This is a genomic window from Pseudonocardia sp. ICBG1293 (genome assembly GCF_020131355.1).
Lineage (GTDB): Bacteria > Actinomycetota > Actinomycetes > Mycobacteriales > Pseudonocardiaceae > Pseudonocardia.
On the sequence record NZ_JAHLEL010000044.1, the window covers coordinates 355,377 to 374,148 of the forward strand.

The 18,772-nt window shown below is 73.3% G+C and carries 20 protein-coding genes and 1 pseudogene; 6 read left to right on the forward strand and 15 right to left on the reverse strand.

Annotated elements, in window-relative coordinates:
* Positions 1–43 precede the first annotated feature (43 nt).
* Positions 44–976 carry an LLM class F420-dependent oxidoreductase gene (locus KPF47_RS21375; RefSeq protein ID WP_224390542.1) on the reverse strand — a complete coding sequence of 311 codons (933 nt, stop codon included), beginning with the start codon at positions 974–976 and terminating at the stop codon, positions 44–46.
* 78 nt (positions 977–1,054) lie between these two features.
* Here KPF47_RS21375 and KPF47_RS21380 point away from each other — a divergent pair, with 78 nt between their 5' ends.
* From KPF47_RS21380 to KPF47_RS21390, 3 genes are read left to right on the forward strand one after another with little or no spacing between them, the layout of a single operon-like run.
* On the forward strand, positions 1,055–1,975 hold the full coding sequence (locus KPF47_RS21380) for an SDR family NAD(P)-dependent oxidoreductase (RefSeq protein ID WP_224390544.1): 921 nt from the start codon (positions 1,055–1,057) through the stop codon (positions 1,973–1,975).
* Positions 1,972–2,976, forward strand: coding sequence for a lipoyl synthase (gene lipA, locus KPF47_RS21385; protein ID WP_224390545.1), 1,005 nt, complete (start codon positions 1,972–1,974; stop codon positions 2,974–2,976). Before KPF47_RS21380 ends, lipA begins: the two co-directional genes overlap by 4 nt.
* Before the next feature lie 45 nt (positions 2,977–3,021).
* Positions 3,022–3,759 carry a DUF4191 domain-containing protein gene (locus KPF47_RS21390; RefSeq protein ID WP_224390546.1) on the forward strand — a complete coding sequence of 246 codons (738 nt, stop codon included), beginning with the start codon at positions 3,022–3,024 and terminating at the stop codon, positions 3,757–3,759.
* A 75-nt stretch (positions 3,760–3,834) separates the two neighbouring features.
* Here the strand turns inward: KPF47_RS21390 and KPF47_RS21395 are convergent, their stop codons facing one another.
* The 9 genes from KPF47_RS21395 to KPF47_RS21435 form a co-directional block, all read right to left on the reverse strand.
* Positions 3,835–4,635 (reverse strand): (2Fe-2S)-binding protein, encoded by an 801-nt coding sequence (locus KPF47_RS21395; RefSeq protein WP_224390548.1) that lies wholly within the window; start codon positions 4,633–4,635, stop codon positions 3,835–3,837.
* 115 nt (positions 4,636–4,750) lie between these two features.
* Positions 4,751–5,179, reverse strand: a complete 429-nt coding sequence (locus KPF47_RS21400) for a glycerol dehydratase reactivase beta/small subunit family protein (protein ID WP_224390550.1) — start codon at positions 5,177–5,179, stop codon at positions 4,751–4,753.
* Positions 5,176–7,044 carry a diol dehydratase reactivase subunit alpha gene (locus tag KPF47_RS21405; protein WP_224390553.1) on the reverse strand — a complete coding sequence of 623 codons (1,869 nt, stop codon included), beginning with the start codon at positions 7,042–7,044 and terminating at the stop codon, positions 5,176–5,178. Before KPF47_RS21405 ends, KPF47_RS21400 begins: the two co-directional genes overlap by 4 nt.
* Before the next feature lie 13 nt (positions 7,045–7,057).
* Positions 7,058–7,645 carry a propanediol/glycerol family dehydratase medium subunit gene (locus KPF47_RS21410; protein WP_224390555.1) on the reverse strand — a complete coding sequence of 196 codons (588 nt, stop codon included), beginning with the start codon at positions 7,643–7,645 and terminating at the stop codon, positions 7,058–7,060.
* Positions 7,642–9,363, reverse strand: coding sequence for a propanediol/glycerol family dehydratase large subunit (locus KPF47_RS21415; RefSeq protein WP_224390556.1), 1,722 nt, complete (start codon positions 9,361–9,363; stop codon positions 7,642–7,644). The genes KPF47_RS21410 and KPF47_RS21415 overlap by 4 nt, the downstream gene beginning before the upstream one ends.
* Before the next feature lie 3 nt (positions 9,364–9,366).
* Positions 9,367–9,792 (reverse strand): diol dehydratase small subunit, encoded by a 426-nt coding sequence (locus KPF47_RS21420; protein WP_224390563.1) that lies wholly within the window; start codon positions 9,790–9,792, stop codon positions 9,367–9,369.
* Entirely contained in the window at positions 9,789–10,649 is an 861-nt protein-coding gene (locus KPF47_RS21425; RefSeq protein WP_224390564.1) for an MIP/aquaporin family protein, read from the reverse strand. The genes KPF47_RS21420 and KPF47_RS21425 overlap by 4 nt, the downstream gene beginning before the upstream one ends.
* Entirely contained in the window at positions 10,646–11,047 is a 402-nt protein-coding gene (locus KPF47_RS21430) for a heme-binding protein (RefSeq protein WP_224390565.1), read from the reverse strand. The genes KPF47_RS21425 and KPF47_RS21430 overlap by 4 nt, the downstream gene beginning before the upstream one ends.
* 157 nt (positions 11,048–11,204) lie before the next feature.
* On the reverse strand, positions 11,205–12,245 hold the full coding sequence (locus KPF47_RS21435; RefSeq protein WP_224390566.1) for a LuxR C-terminal-related transcriptional regulator: 1,041 nt from the start codon (positions 12,243–12,245) through the stop codon (positions 11,205–11,207).
* Between the two features lie 121 nt (positions 12,246–12,366).
* Between KPF47_RS21435 and KPF47_RS21440 the strand changes: the two genes are divergently transcribed.
* Entirely contained in the window at positions 12,367–13,044 is a 678-nt protein-coding gene (locus KPF47_RS21440) for a GntR family transcriptional regulator (protein WP_224390570.1), read from the forward strand.
* Positions 13,045–13,053: 9 nt separating this feature from the next.
* Here KPF47_RS21440 and KPF47_RS21445 read toward each other — a convergent pair whose 3' ends face one another.
* Complete coding sequence (locus tag KPF47_RS21445) at positions 13,054–13,524, reverse strand: RDD family protein (protein WP_224390571.1); 471 nt, start codon at positions 13,522–13,524, stop codon at positions 13,054–13,056.
* 183 nt (positions 13,525–13,707) lie between these two features.
* On the opposite strand from KPF47_RS21445, the gene glnA reads away from it, so the two are divergent.
* Entirely contained in the window at positions 13,708–15,129 is a 1,422-nt protein-coding gene (gene glnA / locus KPF47_RS21450) for a type I glutamate--ammonia ligase (protein WP_062395988.1), read from the forward strand.
* Positions 15,130–15,531: 402 nt separating this feature from the next.
* Positions 15,532–15,852, forward strand: a complete 321-nt coding sequence (locus KPF47_RS21455) for a VOC family protein (protein WP_224390578.1) — start codon at positions 15,532–15,534, stop codon at positions 15,850–15,852.
* A gap of 304 nt (positions 15,853–16,156) precedes the next feature.
* On the opposite strand, the gene KPF47_RS21460 is transcribed toward KPF47_RS21455, so the two are convergent.
* The 4 genes and pseudogenes from KPF47_RS21460 to KPF47_RS21480 form a co-directional block, all read right to left on the reverse strand.
* Entirely contained in the window at positions 16,157–16,885 is a 729-nt protein-coding gene (locus tag KPF47_RS21460) for a cold-shock protein (RefSeq protein ID WP_374108882.1), read from the reverse strand.
* Positions 16,886–16,912: 27 nt separating this feature from the next.
* Positions 16,913–17,110, reverse strand: a pseudogene (locus KPF47_RS21470) (cold-shock protein); the annotation flags it as partial.
* Between the two features lie 231 nt (positions 17,111–17,341).
* Positions 17,342–17,608, reverse strand: a complete 267-nt coding sequence (locus tag KPF47_RS21475; RefSeq protein WP_224390579.1) for a GlsB/YeaQ/YmgE family stress response membrane protein — start codon at positions 17,606–17,608, stop codon at positions 17,342–17,344.
* Between the two features lie 715 nt (positions 17,609–18,323).
* Positions 18,324–18,758: a heme-binding protein gene (locus KPF47_RS21480; RefSeq protein ID WP_224390581.1), complete on the reverse strand. Its 435-nt coding sequence runs from the start codon at positions 18,756–18,758 to the stop codon at positions 18,324–18,326.
* Between the last annotated feature and the right edge of the window lie 14 nt (positions 18,759–18,772).

An 18,772-nucleotide genomic window follows, 5' to 3' on the forward strand; every position in this document is an offset into this window, starting at 1 on the left:
GGGCCGCCGTCCGGGGGGGGGCGCGCCCTGCGACGCCCGCTGGTCAGCGCAGCTGCGGCACGACCGTCGCCGCGAAGTCCTCGATGTGGGCGAGGTCGGACAGGTCGAGGATCTGCAGGTAGAACCGGGTCGTCCCGGTGACCTCCGACCACCGGCCGAGCTGGTCCACGACCTGGCCGGGGGTGCCGGCCAGGCAGTTCTCCCGGACCTCGGCGGCGTCGCGGCCGACCGAGGCGGCGCGGCGCTCGACCTCGGCGTCGTCCTTGCCCAGGCACAGCATCTGCGCCGTCGACCAGGTCAGCGTGCCCGGGTCGCGCCCGGCCGCGGTGCAGGCCTCGCGGACCCGTCCGAACTGCTCGGCGACGGCCTCGGGCTGCTGGAACGGCACGTTGAACTCGGTCGCGAACCGGGCGGCCAGTGCCGGGGTCTTCCGCCGCCCCATCCCGCCCACGATGACCGGTGGCGCGTCCTGGACGGGCCGCGGCAGCGCCGGGGAGTCGGTGAGCGTGTAGTGCCGCCCTTGGTGGGTGAAGCGCTCGCCGAGCGGGGTCGACCACAGCCCGGTGAGGATCTCCAGCTGCTCGGTGAGGATCTCGAACCGCTCGGCCAGCGGCGGGAACGGGATGCCCAGTGCCCGGTGCTCGGCCTCGAACCAGCCCGAGCCGAGCCCGACCTCGACACGGCCGCCGGACATCTCGTCGGCCTGCGCGACGGCGACGGCGAGCGGACCGGGCAGCCGGAACGTCGCGCTGGTGACCAGGGTGCCGAGCCGGATGCGCTCGGTCTCGCGGCCCAGCGCGGCGAGGGTCACCCAGGCGTCGGTCGGACCGGGCAGGCCGCTGCCGTCACCCATCGCGAGGAAGTGGTCGGAGCGGAAGAACGCGTCGTAGCCGGCGTCCTGCGTGGTCCGCGCGACGCGGAGGAGGTCGGTGTAGCGGGCGCCCTGCTGGGGCTCGGTGAAGATCCGGAAGTCCACGGGTCGCGACGCTAGCCGCCCGGGCGGGCCCGCGCCGCCCGGCCACCGGCCCCCGCGGCCGCTCGCTACGGTCGCCTCGTGCACCCGCTCCCCGACCAGACCGGCCGGACCGTCGTCGTCACCGGGACGACCTCCGGGCTCGGCCTCGCCCTGTCCGCCGCGCTCGCCCGGGCCGGCGCCCGGGTGCTGATGACCGCCCGCGACGCGGCCCGGGGCCGGGCGGCGGCGCGCGAGGCCGGTGGTGAGACGGTGCTGCTGGACCTCGCCGATCTCGCCTCGGTGCGGTCCGCCGCGGCACGGATCCGGGACCGTACCGGCGACCGGGTGGACGTGCTGGTGAACAACGCGGGCGTCGCGATGGGACCGCGCGCCCGCACCGCGGACGGGTTCGAACTGCAGATCGGCACCAACCACCTCGGGCCGGCCGCGCTGACCTGGCTGCTGATGCCCGCGCTGCGCGCCGCCGGGGACCCCGAGCGTCCCTCCCGGGTCGTCACCACCTCGAGCCTCGGGCACCGCACCGGCCGGCTCGACCCCGACGACCTCGGGTGGCGGCACCGGCGGTGGTCGCCGAACGCCGCCTACGGCGCGTCGAAGCTGGCGAACCTGCTGTTCGCCGCCGAGCTGGACCGTCGGCTACGGCTGTCCGGGGACCCCGTGCTGTCGGTGGCCGCGCACCCGGGGATGACCGAGTCGTCGCTGCTCGCGAACTCGTTCCGGCGGGGCGCGACGCTGCAGGCGCGGCTGTTCTCGCCGTGGGAGCGCTGGCTCACCTCGCCGGTCTCCGAGGGCGTCGGGCCACAGCTCGCCGCGGTCACCGGGCCGGTGCACGGCGGCGACTACCTCGGCCCCACCGGTCCGCTGGAGGTCCGCGGGCCCGCCGGGCCGGCGCGGCGCTCGGCGGCCGCGCAGGACCCGGTGCTCGCCGCCCGGTTGTGGCAGGTCACGGCCGCCGCGACCGGCGTCACACCGGACCCCGGGCGTACGCTGGAGGCGTGACCATCGCACCCGAAGGCCGCAAGCTCCTCCGCCTCGAGGTCCGCAACAGCGAGACCCCGATCGAGCGCAAGCCGTCCTGGATCCGCACCCGCGCCAAGACCGGTCCGCAGTACACCGAGCTGAAGGGTCTCGTCCGCTCGGGCGGCCTGCACACGGTGTGCGAGGAGGCCGGTTGCCCCAACATCTACGAGTGCTGGGAGGACCGGGAGGCGACGTTCCTGATCGGTGGGGAGCAGTGCACCCGCCGCTGCGACTTCTGCCAGATCGACACCGGCAAGCCGGCCGACCTGGACACCGACGAGCCGCGCCGGGTCGCGGAGTCGGTGCAGCAGATGGGGCTGCGCTACTCCACCGTGACCGGCGTGGCCCGCGACGACCTGGACGACGGCGGCTCGTGGCTCTACGCCGAGACCGTCCGCAAGATCCACGAGCTGAACCCGGGTACCGGCGTCGAGCTGCTCGCCCCGGACTTCAACTCGATCGACGACCAGCTGACCCCGGTCTTCGAGTCCCGTCCCGAGGTGTTCGCGCACAACCTCGAGACCGTCCCGCGGATCTTCAAGCGGATCCGCCCGGCGTTCCGCTACGACCGGTCGCTGGAGGTCATCACCAAGGCGCGCGCGTTCGGGCTGGTCACCAAGTCGAACCTGATCCTGGGCATGGGTGAGACCCCGGACGAGGTCACCTCGGCGCTGCAGGACCTGCACGACGCGGGCTGCGAGATCATCACGATCACCCAGTACCTGCGCCCGACCAAGCGTCACCACCCGGTGGAGCGCTGGGTCAAGCCCGAGGAGTTCGTCGAGCACTCGAAGGCCGCCGAGGAGATCGGGTTCGCCGGCGTGATGGCCGGGCCCCTGGTGCGGTCGTCCTACCGCGCGGGCCGGCTCTACGCCCAGACCGTCGCCCACCGCGGCGAGGAGCTCTCCCCCGCCCTGGCGCACCTGGCCGACTCGGGCCCCGCCGCCCAGGAGGCGAGCTCCCTGCTGGCGCGCAGCTGAGACCTCCTCGCACCGTCGATCACGGGTCGGACGTAGGCTGGTCACATGCCCGGCAAGCCCCGTAAGCCCTCGCCCGAAGAGAAGAAGGCGCTCAAGGCCCAGAAGAAGGCCGCGTCGAAGCAGCGTCGCCAGCAGATCTGGCAGGCGTTCCAGATGCAGCGCAAGGAGGACTCCAAGCTCCTCCCGATCATGATCGGCGTCTTCGTCGGGTCGATCGTGGTCGTCACGCTCGTCGGCTGGCTGCTGGGCCTGGTCTGGTTCTTCCTGCCCTTCGGCATCCTGATCGGCGCGCTCGCCGCGTTCAGCATCTTCGGCCGGCGCGTCCAGCGCTCGATCTACGTGAAGGCCGACGGGCAGCCGGGCGCCGCCGGCTGGGCACTGGACAACATGCGCGGGCAGTGGCGGATCACGCAGGGCATCGCGGGCACCACCCACCTCGACGCCGTGCACCGGGTCATCGGGCGGCCCGGGATCATCTTCGTCGCCGAGGGCGCACCGCACCGGGTCAAGACGCTGCTCGCGCAGGAGAAGAAGCGCACCGCGCGGGTCGCCGGCACCACCCCCATCTACGACGTCGTCGTGGGCAACGAGGAGGGCCAGGTCCCCCTCAAGGGCCTGCAGCGCCACCTCATGAAGCTGCCCCGCAACATCTCCGCCGCCGAGATGGACTCGCTGGAGGGCAAGCTCAACGCCCTCGGTAGCCGTTCGGCCGCGATGCCCAAGGGGCCGATGCCCCAGGGCGCGAAGATGCGCAGCATCCAGCGCACCGTCCGCCGCCGCTGACGCGCACGCCGACCGCCGGACACTCCGCCGCCGCGACCCCCTCGGGGGCCGCGGCGGCGGTGTGTCCGGTCCGGCTCAGCGGTCCGCGTCGCGCAGGTCCGCGAGGACGCAGTCGGCGCAGGTGCTGCCGCCGGGGACCCGGTAGTACAGGCAGCAGGAGTGACGGCGGAAGGTCCAGGCGTGGTCGGGCGCGACCGGGGTGCGCCGCTCGCCGGTCCCGGCCAGCCGCGGGTGCCCCAGCAGGTCCGCCGCGACCACGGCGACCGCGTCCGCGGCGTCGGGACGCTGGATGTCCAGGACCCGTTTCGCCCCCGCCACCGACGACGCCACGTTGCCCCACAGCACGCGGCCGGACACCCCGAACCGCTCCCCCGCGGTCTCCACCAGCGGGGCCAGCACCCGGTCGACCAGCGGGGCCAGGGCGTCCGGCCCCGGTCCGGCGCACGGGGTGACCCGGGGCGGGTCGAGGGCGACGACGTCGCCGAGCGGGGTCGCCGACCACCAGAGCGTCGAGGGACGCAGGTCGACCAGCACCCGGTGCAGCGCGAGCGCGGCGACCGGGGCGGACAGCAGCTTCGCCGCGAGCCCCTGCACGGCGATCGACGCCGCGATCCGTCGGCCCAGCGGTGGCGGGGCACCGAGCGCGGCCCGGGTCCGCTCGACCCGGTCGAGCAACGCGTCCGGGGCCAGGACGTCGGCGAAGGAGCGGACGGTCCGTCCGGCGGCCCGCTCGGCGGTGGCGTCGAGCAGCTCGAAGAACGGGCCGACCGCGGCCAGTCCGGCCAGCACGTCGCGCACCGGCGGCGGCGCCGCACCGACCCCCGTGCGCCGGGGCGCCGGAACCGCCGCGGTGGTGTCGGTCCGGTCGCTGCTCACCGCACGACCCTCGCACGTATGCCCGGGCCGGTCGACCGGCCCGCGGTGGCCCCGTCGGACGGGCCGGCCCGTCCGGCCGCCCGCGCCGCGACGACGGCCTGCGCCCGCGCGCGGGTCACGGCCGTTCCCCGGCCGGTGCGGGCAGGGGCAGGCCGGTCACGATCCGGGCCGCGGCCGCCCCGGACCGGCGCCCGTGCGGCGGCTCGCCCGGACCACCCGGACCGTGCTGGGCCGGGTCCGGAGCGGGATCGGTGCGGGCGGGCCGCTCGGCGGGGAGCTTGGCGTGGTGCACGACCACCGTGCCGCCCTCGTCGACGCCCACACCCACGTCGAGCCGGGACCGCTGCGCGGCGCGGAACGCCAGAGCGACCGCCCCCGCGTCCCCGGGCGGGCCGCCGACGGTGGTCGGGTCCGGCCACGCCTCGACCGGCACGCCCTCCTCCTCGGCACCGGCCAGCACCTCCCGCAGGACGGCGGCCGGGGCGCCGGGGTGGTGGCGCACGACCACCGAGGGTGGCTCCGGCGCGGACGCGGCCCGGCTCATGCCGCGGGCTCCCCCCGGCCTGCCGACGCGCTCGCGTGCGCGTCGACCAGCCCGGACGCGACCGCGTTGCGCGGCCCCTCGGTGCCGTGCACGTTGCCCGTGCCGCAGACCACGCCCGACCCGGCGAGCGCGTCGGCGATCATCTGCGGGATCTCGAAGTCCAGCGCGGACCCGCCGAGCAGCACCACGAAGTCGAGCATCCGCAGCGACCCGCCGGGGGCGACCTGGCGCAGCGCCCGCAGCGCGTTCACCACGAACACCCGGCGCTTGGCCTCGCGCCGCACCCGCACGACGTGGTCGACCGAGTGCCGGGTCCGCACCGGCACCGGCCCGTCCGGGGTCATCACGACGACCCGGGCGAACACGTGCGAGGGCAGCGGCTCGGTGAAGAACTGCACCGAGCCGTCCTCGTGGCGGAGGTGGAAGAAGCTCTCCACCTTCGCGAGCGGGTACCACTTGACCTGCTCGGCGGTCTCGCGGTCGTCGAGCGCCAGCTCGGAGTCGATCAGCTTGGTGACCAGCTCCCCCGCCCCGGCGACGTGCACCGCGGTGCAGGTGCCGTCGCGCAGGAGCAGGGCCGCGTCGGTGGAGCCGCCACCCATGTCCAGGATGGCGATCGGGCTGTCGGTGCCGGGGGTGGTGAGCGCGCCGCGCACGGCCATCTCCCCCTCGACGCCGCCGATCCGCGCCGCACAGCCGAGGATCCCGGCGACCCGGTCGGCGACGACCTGCATGCGGCTCCGGCTGGTGCGCACCATCGCGGCGAGCGCGACGGCGTTCTCCAGCGACACCTCGCCGGCCAGCCCGCCCCGCACCTCGCGCGGGACGAAGGTGTCGATCGCGAGCACGTCGCGGATGCGGATCTCGCCGGCCGGCTGCCCGGTCACGTCGGTCATCGTGTCGCGGACCTGGGCGAGCATCCCGCCGACGTGCGTGCCGGGCTCGCCGGTCGCGTCGTCGAGGGGCTGCACCCTGGCCAGGGTCTCCATGATCGCGTCCGCACCCGCGTCGACGTCGATCCGCAGGCTCTTGCCCGCGCCGGTCAGGACCAGCTCACCGACCGGGACGCGCCGGTCGGTCACGTCCCCGGCCGGGGTCCGGACGACGGCCGCCGAGCGGTTGCCGGTCAGCGCCCGCGCCACCGGGGCGACCTGCCAGGTCTGCTCGGGGTCCAGCCCGAAGACGGTCGCGAGGCCGTAGGAGTCTGACAGCGTGCGGATGGTGCGTCCGGGCGGGGCCACCTCGACCGCCGCGGACATGCCGAGCGGTACCCGCTCGACGGCGCCGACCTCGTCGACGATCGGGATCGCGACCGGGATCCGGTTCGCGACCAGGACGGCGTCGTCCTGGGCGAGCACGGCGGCGACCAGCTCCACACCGCGCCCGTGCGCCGCGGTCAGGACCTGCGCGACACGGTCGAAGTCCCAGCCCCGCCCGACGACGACGATCACCGGCCCCTGCGGGGCGTCCCGGTGACCGGTGAGGTCGTCGATCGACACGGTGGTGCCGGACCCGAGACCGCTCCCACCGGGCGTCGACGGGTTGTGCCCGATCATCGTGGACTCGGTGATGATCGTCTCGGTGATCGTCTCCATGGCGAGACCGCTGATCACGGGGGTGGCCTCGTTGAGGAGCACCTCGTCGAGCTCCGCGGCGGTCCGCCGGGCCCCCTCCAGTGCCCGGCGGACCGCGGTGACCGCGCCGTCGGCGTTGTCCGGGGTCCCCTTGACCCCGGTGGTGCGGGTCAGGGCGGTCCCGAGGTGGTGGACCCGGCCGTCGACCTCGACCGAGGCCACGCACGCCTCGGTCATCGAGTTGCCGATGTCCACGCCCACGACCAGCCGTGAGCCCTCCGTCCCGTGCACCCGTTCCTCCTCCTCAGCCCGTGTTGCTCAGCGAGCCGGCGACGGTGACCTCGACCGGACGGACCCCGTGCCGGATCTGCTCGAACTCCTTGAGGTGCAGCAGCGCCGCCTTGGCCTGCCAGCGCGGGCGGGCCATCTGGTCGTTGCGGGTGGGCACCGGCTGCGGCGACTCCCCCTTGGCGTACTGCGCCGCGTTGGCGCCGATGCCGCGGAAGACCTCGGCGTCGAGCAGCGGGGACTGCGGGAACAGCTCCAGGTTGGACAGCCGCGGGAGGTCCTTCTGGTGGATCATCGTCGTGCCGCGGGAGAGCAGCCCGACGCAGATCCCCGAGCCCGAGAGCTTCGCCCCGGTGTGGGCGATCGCGGCGAGGTCGGCGGTGTCCCACACCCGGACGAGCCGGGAGGTGACGCCCTGTTCCTCGATGCCCGCCATGAGCTGGCGCAGCACCTCGGCGTGCGGGACGTCCACGATCGTGCGGGTGAAGAACCCGGCGAACGCCGGGGACACCGCGATCACGACCTCGTCGGGACGGGTGCCCCGGGCGGCCGGACCGGTCTCGGTGAGCGAGACGGCGAACGGGTCCTCGGTGGTCGTGCTCACGAGACCTCCTCCTCGGGGTTCTCCGCGCTGGTGACGTGGCGCAGCTTCTTGAGGTCGTTCCACCGCCGACCGGTCAGGCGGTAGCCGGTGCCGGGGCCCGCGTAGTCGTTGGCGTCGTTGATGGCGGCCTGCGGGACGAAGTCCGCATCGAGGATCGCCGAGGTCTGCAGCAGGTCACCGGACACCCGCTGGCGCAGGACCTGCAGCAGGTTCTCCGCGACGTCGTGGAAGCCGGTGCGCTCCAGGATCCTCACCAGGTCCAGGCCGGTGGTACCGCGGTCCATGACCGACTGGGCGCCCTTGAGGTCCTCCAGGACCTCGCGCAGCGGGTAGTCGGCACTGGAGTTGGCGTAGGTGGCCGCCTCGACCTCCTCGTCGGTGATCCGCGGCAGGTCCAGCTCGGCGAACACGGCCTGCATCGCGCGGGCCGCCTTCTCGCGCACGGCGAGGATCTCCGGCTCCCGGACGTGACGCAGGCCGCCGTCGATCTGCAGGTCGCGCTGGATGGTGTTCCAGTCGTCGTAGTCCTCGACGTCGAGGTTCGACCCGGCGAACATGTTGTCCGAGTTCGGGACGCCCGAGAAGCCGGAGCACACCAGGTCCTGGCCGGACAGCAGCTGGGGCATGAGGCGGCTGGTGCGGCGCATCGCCGAGTGCGAGAAGGACTGGTCGTTGCCGGCCGCGCACTCCAGGTCGAGCATGTTGCAGACCAGGTTCTCCGCGGCCACGGCCCGGATGCCGCCGGGTACCGCACCGGGCACGCCGATGCAGCTGATCGAGCCGTTCTGCAGGCCCTGCACACCGGCGCCCTTGGCCATCAGGATGCAGCGGATCTCCAGGAACAGCATGGAGCGGCCCTCGGCGTTGCCCATCTGCACCTCCGACCCGGTGCCCGAGGTGAAGCGCATCTTGATGCCGCGCGAGGCGTAGGCACTGGCCAGGAACGACTTCGACCACGGGGTGTCGTCACCGTCGACGAACACCGACTCGGTGCCGTAGACCGAGATCGTCTCGGCGTAGCCGGTGATGCCGCGCATGCCCAGGTCGAGCTCGGTGGCCTCCTCCAGCGCGCACTGGGTGATGACGCCGCCGCGGCCGGACTGGGCACCGACCTGCAGGCCGATGGCGACCAGCGGCGCGTACCGCAGGACGCCGAGGGTGGTCTCCATCTCGGCGAAGCCGCGCAGCGCGGCCTCTGCGGCGTCGGCGGCGACCTGGATGGGGTTGTCCCGGGCACTGGTGGAGTGCGCCTGGTTCGCGGGCGAGCGGCGGGCCCGCATCTTCTGCATCGACATCATGATCTCGACGACGTTGAGCAGCTTGACGACGTCGAGCAGCTTGGCCGGGGTGAGACCGCGGGTGATGTCGAGGATCTCGGCCCGCGAGACCCCCGGGTCGACGAGCATCCGGGCGATGTCGGAGGACGGGATGGCGTTGGCGCGCTCGGCGACGTCGACGTCGATCGCGTGGTCGGCGATGAAGGTGTCCATGAAGTCGAACTCGGCGCGCGGGCGGCCGTCGAGCTCGACGACGACGCCGTCCTCGACCCGGACGCCGGGCTGCGGGTCGAAGTCGCTCTCCATCGCGACGAGGCCCTTCTCCGGCCACTCCTCGACGAACCCGTCGAGGTTGACCGGGCGGGACTCGAGCATGTCCGTGCGCTTGGACGTGCGGGTCCCGGTCGACCGGTCGCCCGTCCCGGGCAGGGTGCTGGTCATCGGTCAGTCTCCTTCGCGGGCGAGCAGGTCGCGGTCGGCGTAGACCGTCGCGGCCTCGCGGACGAGGGCCGCGCAGGTGGTCGCGGAGTAGTCGTTCTCCAGCCGGTCGGCGATCTCGGCCAGCCGCGCCGCCGACGACGCGCGGGGGCGCAGGGCGTTGTAGATCGCGAGCACCTCCTCGTCGGGGACCGCGGTCAGCTCCGCGGCCCGGCGCATGTTGTCGGCGAGCTGACGACGCCCGACCGCGTCGGAGATCTCCCCCTGCAGCCGCAGCGTCTCGCGCGAGATGCGCAGGTCCTCGTTGCGGATCTCGCCGGACACGACGGCGGCCATGGTGACCTCCGACAGCGGCCGGCCGGTCGGGGTGCGGAGCAGGTCGGGCCGCTGCACGGACAGCGGGTAGTCGGCGGGGCCGAGGGTGGTGCTCATCGGTTCTCCTCCAGGCGGGACGCCACGGGCTGCTCGACCGGGGCCTCCGGGTGCGGGACGCGGCCGACGGGGGTCTCGCCGGTCGCGGCGGCCTCCAGCTCGGCCGGGGTGAGGAAGCGCTCGACCAGCAGGACGAACGCGCCGCCCCCGATCAGGCCGCCGAGCAGCGGGGCGACGATCAGGAGCCACCAGTACGGGACGCCGGCGGCGGTGACGAACGCGGTGTCGTAGCCGGTGACGAACGAGGCCAGGCGCGGGCCGAGGTCGCGGGCGGGGTTGATCGCGTACCCGGCGTTGGCGCCGAAGGCGATCCCGATGCCGACGACCAGGAAGCCGATCAGGAAGGGCGCCATGTTGGCGCCGGGCGGGTTGTTGAGCGCGTTGGTCAGCGCGAAGATCACGAAGACGAGCAGGGCGGTGCCGACGACCTGGTCGCCGAACGCAGCGAAGATCGTGACGTGCTCGCCGGGCAGGGTGGAGAAGATGGTCTGCGTGGCGACGGTGTGACCGGGGTCGACGGCCGCGATCGGGCCGGCGTAGACGGCCCGCACGACGAGGGCGGCCAGGAAGGCCCCGACCGTCTGGGCCAGCCAGTAGGGCACGACCTTGCGCCAGGCGAAGCCCTGGAACACGGCCAGCGCCAGGGTGACGGCCGGGTTGAGGTGGGCTCCGCTGACCCGGCCCGCGATGTAGACGCCCATGGTGACCGCGACGCCCCACCCCCAGACCAGGGTGCCCCAGTCGCCGTTCGCGCCCTCGGAGGTGACGACCTGGGCGACGGTGCCGCAGCCGATGAGGATGAGGACGAAGGTCCCGGCGAACTCGGCGGCGAGCTCGCCGGTGTCCCGGCGCGTCACGCCAGTGCCGCGACGGCGGCCTCGGCCACCGTCACGTCCTCCTCCACCGAGCCGGCACTGACCCCGACGGCGCCGACCAGCTCGCCGTCGCGGTGGACGGGGATACCGCCGCCGAAGGCGACCATGCCGCCCGCGGTGTGCTCCAGGCCGTAGAGCTCGGCGCCGGGCTGGACCAGCGGGGTGAGGGCGGCGGTCGGCAGGTCCATCAGGATCGCGGTGCGCGCCTTGCGCTGGGCGATGTCGATGCTGGCGCGGATGGCGCCGTCCTGACGGGCGAAGGCGAGCAGGTGCCCGCCGTCGTCGACGACCGCGACGTTCATCGGCCGGCCGATCTCGGTCGCCTTCGCCAGTCCGGCCGCCAGCGCCTTCTCGGCGTCCTGGAGGGTCAGTCGTGCCATCCGGGCCTCACTCCTCGTCGAGTCGGGCGGCCCGGGTCGGTACCGGGCACGTCCTCGACGCTAGGAGCGTGGTCACCCGCCGGATATGAGGGCTCTCCCTACCCCCACCCGTCCCCCACACCTTCGGGGCAGGTCCGAACGGACCACCCCGGACGCGTCAGCTCCCCGCGCCGAAGCGCGCGAGCATGGTCCGGTTGCGGGCACCGGTCTTGCGCAACACGGCGCCGACGTGCTTCTCCACCGTCTTGACCGAGATCGCGAGCCGGGTGGCGATCTGCTTGTCCGCCAGGCCCTGCTCGACGAGCTCGCGTACCTCGCGCTCGCGCACGGTGAGGGTGTGCCCGCCCCGCGGGGCGACCGGCGTGCGCCCGGCGACCGCGGGCCCGGCCCGGCCCGGCGCGGGCGGGTCCGGCCAGCAGACCCGCACGCGGGTCCCCCACCCCGGGACGCTGTCGATGTCCCACCGGCCGCCCGCGGCCCGCACGGCGGCCTCGACCCGGTCCAGCCCGGAGCGCGGCGCCGTCGCCGGGTCGAACCCGCGGCCGTCGTCCTCCACGAGCAGGCGGACCGTGCCCGGCTCGAACACCAGCCCGACCCGCAGGCTGTCCGCGCCGGAGTGGTGCACGGCGTTGTCCAGGAGCAGCCGGGCGACCTCGTGCACCCCGACCGCGACGACCGGGTCCGGCACCCGCTCGGCGCCGAGGGTGACGACGCCGCCGCGGACACCGAGGGCGCGCAGCGCGCGGTCCAGCTCGGCGCGCAGCTCCGGGAGCAGCTGCGGGGCGACCGGTGCCGTCGCGACGGCCGGGTCGTCGGTGAGCAGCCGGACCGCCATCACCGCGACGGCGGCCTGCGCGGCGAACCCCTCGACCGCGGCGACGTCACGGGCCGAGAAGGATCCACCCCCTCCGAAAGCACAGGCCCCGAGCAGTTCGTCGTCCCACCACAGGGGCGCGCCGAGCACGTCCGGGGCGCCGGGTGCACCCCCCTCGACCAGGAGCGTCCGGGGCTCACGGACCAGGCGGGCCAGCACGTCGTCGACCGGCGGCAGCGGCGCACGCTGCACGAGCGGCGCACGGTCCCCGACCAGGGTCACCACCCCGCCACCGCCGCCGAGACGGCGCGTGGTGCGCCGGACGAGGTCGTCCAGCAGCGCCGTCACACCCCGGTCCTGCGCCGCACCGTGAGTGAGGATCACCCGGTCCTCCCGGTATCCATCTTGCATCTATGCCGCATCGGTGGAGGTGACGGTAGGGATGCCGCCCGGAGCGGGCAAGCCTCGCGACAGCGGGCCGCGGGCGGTCGGGCATGATTCGGACGTGGACGACGGGTCACGGACGAGCGGGAGCGCCACCGAACGGGCGTACCGGTTCGCCAAGGCCGGGATCCTCGACGGGACCCTTCCGGCCGGCGAGCTGATCAGCGAGGGCCAGGTCGCACGCCCCCTGCGTCTGAGCCGCACCCCGGTCCGCGAGGCGTTCCTGCAGCTGCAGGCGGAGGGGCTGCTCAAGCTCTACCCCAAGCGGGGCGCCCTGGTGGTGCCGGTCTCCCCCGGTGAGGTGGACGCCGTCGTGGAGGCCCGCGACGTCATCGAGTCGCACGCGATCACGACCGTCGTCGCGGTCGACGACGAGACCCTCGAGCACGTCGCGGCCGCGATGGGCGCGGCGATCGACGACCAGGTCGCCGCGGTCGCCGCGCGCGACGAGCTGGCCTTCGTCGAGGCCGACCGGGTGTTCCACACCGTGCTGGTGCGGGCGGGGTGCCGCAGCATCCTGCTGGAGGTCTACGGCACGCTGCGCGACCGGCAGCTGCGGATGAACATGGGGGCGCTCGGCGGGCGGTTCCCCGGCCGGGCCGAGCGCCTGGTCACCGAGCACCGCCGGCTCCTCGATCGGCTGCGCGAGCGGGACCGCGACGGTGCCGTCGCGGCGCTGCGGGTACACCTGGCCGGCACCCGGGCGTCGGTGCTCGGCGCTCCCCCCGTCGGCGCCTGAGCCGGGCCCTCAGTCCCGCAGCACCCGCACGACGACCGTGCTGCTCGCGCGGTCGTGCCAGCCGCGCCCGTCGGTGTCACGCAGGAACGGCGGCAGCACCACCGCGATCATCGCGGTCCGCAGCACCGCCCGCGGTACGCCGACGTGGGTGGCCATGTCGGTGCGCGCCACCCGCGTCCCCAGCGCGAGGTGCCCGGGCGCGGCGCCGAGCACCGACACCGACAGCACGGTGAGGACGAACCACGTCCCGAGGACCCACCAGCTGAACGCCGGGGTACCGAGCGCGTCGACCCCCGCGACCAGCAGGACGAGCAGGTAGGACAGGAACCAGTCCAGGCAGATCCCGGCGACCCGGCGGCCGAACCCGGCGACGGAGTAGTGGCCGGTCGCCGGCAGCCCGAAGCGCTCACCGGGGTGTCCGGCCGGGGCGGCACCCCCGGCGGATGAACCGGGGAGCCAGGACTCGATCCAACGGGCCATGCTCTCTAGCCTAGGCGCCGAGGCCGCACCACCGAGCGGGACCGGACCGGACACCGATGACGAACGTGATCGATGTCGCGGTCGGGTCAGTTAACGTCGGTGAAACAGGTGAGTGATGGGTGAGCAACACGGCACTCCTACCGTCACCCACGATCTCCACCAGCGAATGAAGGAGCCCAGAGAGTGTTCAGCAACGCCGAAGAGGTACTCAAGTACATCTCGGACGAGAAGGTCGAGTACGTCGACATCAGGTTCTGCGACCTGCCCGGCGTCATGCAGCACCTCACCGTCCCCGCCAAGACGGCCGGCGACCTCCTGGAGAACGGTGCCGCGTTCGACGGCTCCTCCGTCCGCGGGTTCCAGGCGATCAACGAGTCCGACATGGCGCTGCACCCGGACACGACGACCGCCCGTCTCGACCCGTTCCGCAAGCACAAGACGCTGAACATCAACTTCTTCGTGCACGACCCGATCACCGGTGAGCCCTACTCCCGGGACCCGCGGAACGTCGCCCGCAAGGCCCAGGAGTACCTGGCCGCCTCCGGCATCGCCGACACCGCGTACATGGCGCCCGAGGCCGAGTTCTACGTCTTCGACTCGATCCGGTTCGGCACCGACCCGCACCAGGCCTACCACCACATCGACTCCGCGGAGGGCTGGTGGAACACCGGCCGCGAGGAGGTCGGGGGCAACCTGGGCTACAAGGTCAACTACAAGGGCGGCTACTTCCCCGTCCCGCCGGTCGACCACTACGCCGACCTGCGCGCCGACATCGTCACCGCGATGCAGGCGTCGGGCTTCGAGGTGGAGCGCGAGCACCACGAGGTGGGCACCGCGGGCCAGGCCGAGATCAACTACAAGTTCGACACGCTGCTGCGTGCGGCCGACGACGTCATGCTCTTCAAGTACCTGGTGAAGAACGTCGCGTGGCAGAACGGCAAGACCGCGACCTTCATGCCGAAGCCGCTGTTCGGTGACAACGGCTCGGGCATGCACGTGCACTCGTCGCTCTGGAAGGACGGGCAGCCGCTCTTCCACGACGAGTCCGGCTACGGCGGCCTGTCCGACACCGCCCGCTACTACATCGGCGGCCTGCTGCACCACGCGCCGTCGCTGCTGGCGTTCACCAACCCGACGGTGAACTCCTACCACCGCCTGGTCCCGGGCTTCGAGGCGCCGGTCAACCTGGTCTACTCCGCGCGCAACCGCTCGGCCTGCATCCGGATCCCGCTGACCGGTGACAGCCCGAAGGCCAAGCGCGTCGAGTTCCGCTGCCCCGACTCGTCCGGCAACCCGTACCTCGCCTTCTCGGCGATCCTGATGGCCGGCCTCGACGGCATCAAGAACAAGATCGAGCCGCCGGCGCCGATCGACAAGGACCTCTACGAGCTCCCGCCGGAGGAGGCCAAGGACATCGCGCAGGTCCCGGCCTCGCTCGGTGCGGTCATCGACAAGCTGGAGCAGGACCACGACTACCTGCTCGAAGGTGGCGTGTTCACCCCGGACCTGATCGAGACCTGGATCTCCTACAAGCGGGAGAACGAGATCGACCCGCTGCGGCTGCGCCCGCACCCGTACGAGTTCGCCCTGTACTACGACGTCTGATCGTCCATGGCGCCTGACCTGGTAGAACAGGGTCGGGCGCCATGATCAGGCCGTCTGGCATCCAGACGACCGGCCCGTTCTCCTCCGGCCTGCTCCGGGGAGGGCGGGCCGTCGTCGTTCCTGGCCACCGGGACCGCGTCCACCGCCCGCCCGGTCCGACTGTCGGTTCCGGTGCGGGTCGACCTGGCCTGAAGTCTCGGTCATGGTCGGACCCTGACTGCAAGCCTGCAACGAGGACAGCATGTGACCGGGATCCACGCGATGATCGTTCTTGTCGCAGGGCTACCGCCCGGACGGTCTGTCGGATCCCAGGAGGCGTCGTGAGCGTGACCAGTGCCCTGCACCTGAACTTCCGTGGTGAGGCCCGAGCTGCGTTGGAGTTCTACCAGTCGGTCTTCGGAGGTGACATCATCCTGCGACTCGCTGCCCGGCCAGGACCCGCAGCAGATCGTGTGGGGCCAGGTGCAGGCCTCCGGCGGTTTCCATGTCATGGCCTACGACGTGCAGCACACCCTCGAGTGGCGCCGCGGCGAGAACGAGTTCTACTTCGCGTTGCGATCCGCCGATGCCGACGAGATCACCCGGTACTGGGACGCCCTGACGGACGGGGCGTCGATCCTGGTCCCGCTGGGCCCGTCGGTGTTCTCGCCGCTGTACGGAAAGCTGACCGACCGGTTCGGCGTCACCTGGATCATCGACGTCGTCGTCCCGTACGAGCCCTGACCCCGCGGGTCGGCCCGGGTCTCGTGACGCCGTCGGCGCGGGGAGCCGGAGGCACGCCAGACAGAGCCGACCACCGTTGACATGCAGCGACCGACCTCACCGGGTCGCAGGAGTGCGCCTTGTGGTTGCCGCTGGTCACGATCAAAGCCGGATCACTCCCACGACGTCTGATCGAGGCGTCCCGTCGCCCGTCCCGGCGGCGCGATGAACGGCGGCCGACCCGGCAGAGCCTCCGGGCACCTGTCGGGTCGACCGCCGGCCGTCGTCGCTCTCCGGCCCGGACGGGACTCCCCGGGCCGCCGGGTCAGAGGCGTTCGACGCGGTCGGCCTGCGGGCCCCGATCGCTCTGACGCACCCCGTACCGGACCCGGTCGCCCTTCTGCAGCGGCTCGAAGCCCGCGATCACGGACACGTGGACGAAGAGGTCGTCACCGCCGGCGTCCGGGCTGATGAAACCGAAGCCGCGGTCCTCGTCGTAGCGCACGACGACGCCCTCGCCGCCCCGTGCGGGCACGTCCCGCGACGACGGCCCCGCAGCCGGGGCGGGTGCCGACCGCTTCGGCGCCGCCGGGGGCGCGCCGGCCCGGACCAGGTGCACGTCACGGGCCTGGGGACCCTTCTCCGCCTGGGCCACCTCGAAGGCGATGCGGTCGCCCTCCGCCAGCCACGTCAGCCCCTCGGCCAGCGACCGCGCGTGCACGAAGACGTCCTCGTCGCCGGAGTCGGGAGTGACGAAGCCGAAGCCCTTGCCCTCGTCGTACCAGGTCACCGTGCCGTCGGCCCCGTCGTCGCCGTCCGCCCCGCCGTCCGGGACGGGGAGGCCCGCCCCCTCCCCCAACGGGATCACGTGCCCGGCCTGCGGGCCGCGCTCGCCCTCGACGACCAGGAAGGCCACCCGCTGGCCCTCGGTGACGACGCCTCCGGTCACGATGGCGGAGCTGTGCACGAAGATGTCGCCGCCGCCGCCGTCCGGCGTCGCGAAGCCGTACCCCTTCCCCGGCTCGTACCAGGTGACCGTGCCGAGCAGGCCCATGGCATCGTCGGCGGCCTCGGCGGTGACCCGCACCCGCAGCGCCTGGGGCCCGCGGTCGTTCTCACCGACCTCGAACTCGACGACCTGGCCCTCGCGGAGCACGGCCGTGCCGCCGCCCCCGACGATCTCGGAGGCGTGCACGAACACGTCCGGCGAGCCGTCCTCGGGGGCGAGGAAGCCGAAACCCCGTTCGGCGTCGAACCAGCGGACGGTCCCGTGCGACATCGAGGAACTCCTGATCGGGAGGGCGGGTGGGCCCCCAGTCTCCCCGACGGACCTCGCGGGCCGTCGGGCCGGGCCCGTGGGCCCGCGGGTCCGGGAGGGACGGCCGTCGGCACGCGGGCACCGCCGTGCCGCGGAAGTCGGGCGGCGCAGTCCGTCGACCGGGCCCGGACATACGTCGGCGCCCGCCCGGAGAGCTCCGGGCGGGCGCCGACGAGGGGTGTTACGGGTGCGTCAGGCGCGGACCTTGCGGCCCACGATGACGCGGTAGATCGCCAGCAGGATCAGCGACCCCACGATGGCGAGCAGCCAGGTGGAGATGTTGAAGAACCCGCCCAGGCCGACGCCGAAGACCGCGCTGCCGATCCAGCCGCCGAGCAGCGCTCCGACGACACCCAGGATCAGGGTGACGATGATGCCGCCCGGGTCCTTGCCCGGCATGATGGCCTTGGCGATGGCGCCCGCGATCAGCCCCAGCACGATCCACGCGATGATTCCCATGTCTGTCTCCCTCGCTGACGGTCCGTGCGAGACGAACCGAATCTGACCGGTCGGCACCGAGTGACCCGTGGGGGTCGTGGCGAAACGTCCCCCGGGGTCACCGTTCGGCTGCGATCGGGAGACGGGAGGACGTCGGCCCGGTCCGGCTGCTCCGAACGGCACCGGGGAGACACCCGTCCGCCGGCCGGGTACGGCCGTCGGCACCACGCGGTTCCCGATGTCGTGTAGGACGCGACCGACGCTAGCCACCACCGGTCACGGGAACATCGCGGAACACCCCTGACCCACCATCAGGTGCCGGAGTTCGCACGGTCGGGGTCCTCCCGGATGTGCGCGCGTCACCCGGCGACCACGACCGGCGGACGCGACACCCGCCCGCGGCCGGGCCCGTCCGGGGCATCGCCGGCGCGGAATCGGTGCAGAGATCATCTCACCGACCGCGTCCGCGGATCCGTTGACAGGGACAGGACGCGAATGCTTGACTCGGAGCTACCGTGTTCCAGGTCACACGGAGTGCGGGTCACGTCCACCCGGACACTCCGCTCGGTGACACCGCCCGGATGTCGACGCCTCGCCACCGGCCACGCGAGACCCTCTGCGCGCCGCAGCGCACCCACGCACGTGCACGGTCCTTCCTCGGCGGCAGGATCGTGTCCCCTCCGCGCCCCCGGGCTGACATCGTCGCCCGGGGGTGCGGCACATCCGGGGAACCGGCCTACTCGGCCCCGGTGACCGCGACGAGGCCGGCGGCCTCGATGCCCGCGAGGGCCGCGGCCTCGTCGTTCAGCGACGCGTCGCCGGTCACTCCGACGGCACCCAGCAGCGTGCCGGCCGCGTCCTTGACGAAGACCCCGCCGGGGACGGAGAGGATCTTGCCGCCGGCCAGGTTCGCCACCGAGGTGAAGAACTCCGGGGAGTCCGCGGCCCGGGCGGCGATCGCGCGGTTGGTCATCCCGAGGGCGAGCACCCCGCTGGCCTTGCCGACGGCGAGGTCGGGGCGCAGGAAGCCCGAGCCGTCCTGGCGGGCCAGCGCGACGATCGCGCCACCCGGGTCCAGCACGGCGACGGTCAGCGGGTTGAACCCCTGCTCCGTGCCGTGGGCCAGGGCGGCGGCGGCGATGGTCTGTGCCTGCTCGAGCGAGATCGTCATGCCCGGAACCCTGC

Coding starts and splice junctions, on each gene's coding strand:
- KPF47_RS21460 (WP_374108882.1), bottom strand. CDS start 16,885: ATGGGCCTGCTCGGCACGGTCACCTGGTACGAGCCGGGGAAGGGGTAC.
- KPF47_RS21445 (WP_224390571.1), bottom strand. CDS start 13,524: ATGGCCCGTTGGATCGAGTCCTGGCTCCCCGGTTCATCCGCCGGGGGT.
- KPF47_RS21400 (WP_224390550.1), bottom strand. CDS start 5,179: ATGAGCCGGGCCGCGTCCGCGCCGGAGCCACCCTCGGTGGTCGTGCGC.
- KPF47_RS21475 (WP_224390579.1), bottom strand. CDS start 17,608: ATGGGAATCATCGCGTGGATCGTGCTGGGGCTGATCGCGGGCGCCATC.
- KPF47_RS21390 (WP_224390546.1), top strand. CDS start 3,022: ATGCCCGGCAAGCCCCGTAAGCCCTCGCCCGAAGAGAAGAAGGCGCTC.
- KPF47_RS21430 (WP_224390565.1), bottom strand. CDS start 11,047: ATGGCACGACTGACCCTCCAGGACGCCGAGAAGGCGCTGGCGGCCGGA.
- KPF47_RS21415 (WP_224390556.1), bottom strand. CDS start 9,363: ATGACCAGCACCCTGCCCGGGACGGGCGACCGGTCGACCGGGACCCGC.
- KPF47_RS21480 (WP_224390581.1), bottom strand. CDS start 18,758: ATGACGATCTCGCTCGAGCAGGCACAGACCATCGCCGCCGCCGCCCTG.
- KPF47_RS21420 (WP_224390563.1), bottom strand. CDS start 9,792: ATGAGCACCACCCTCGGCCCCGCCGACTACCCGCTGTCCGTGCAGCGG.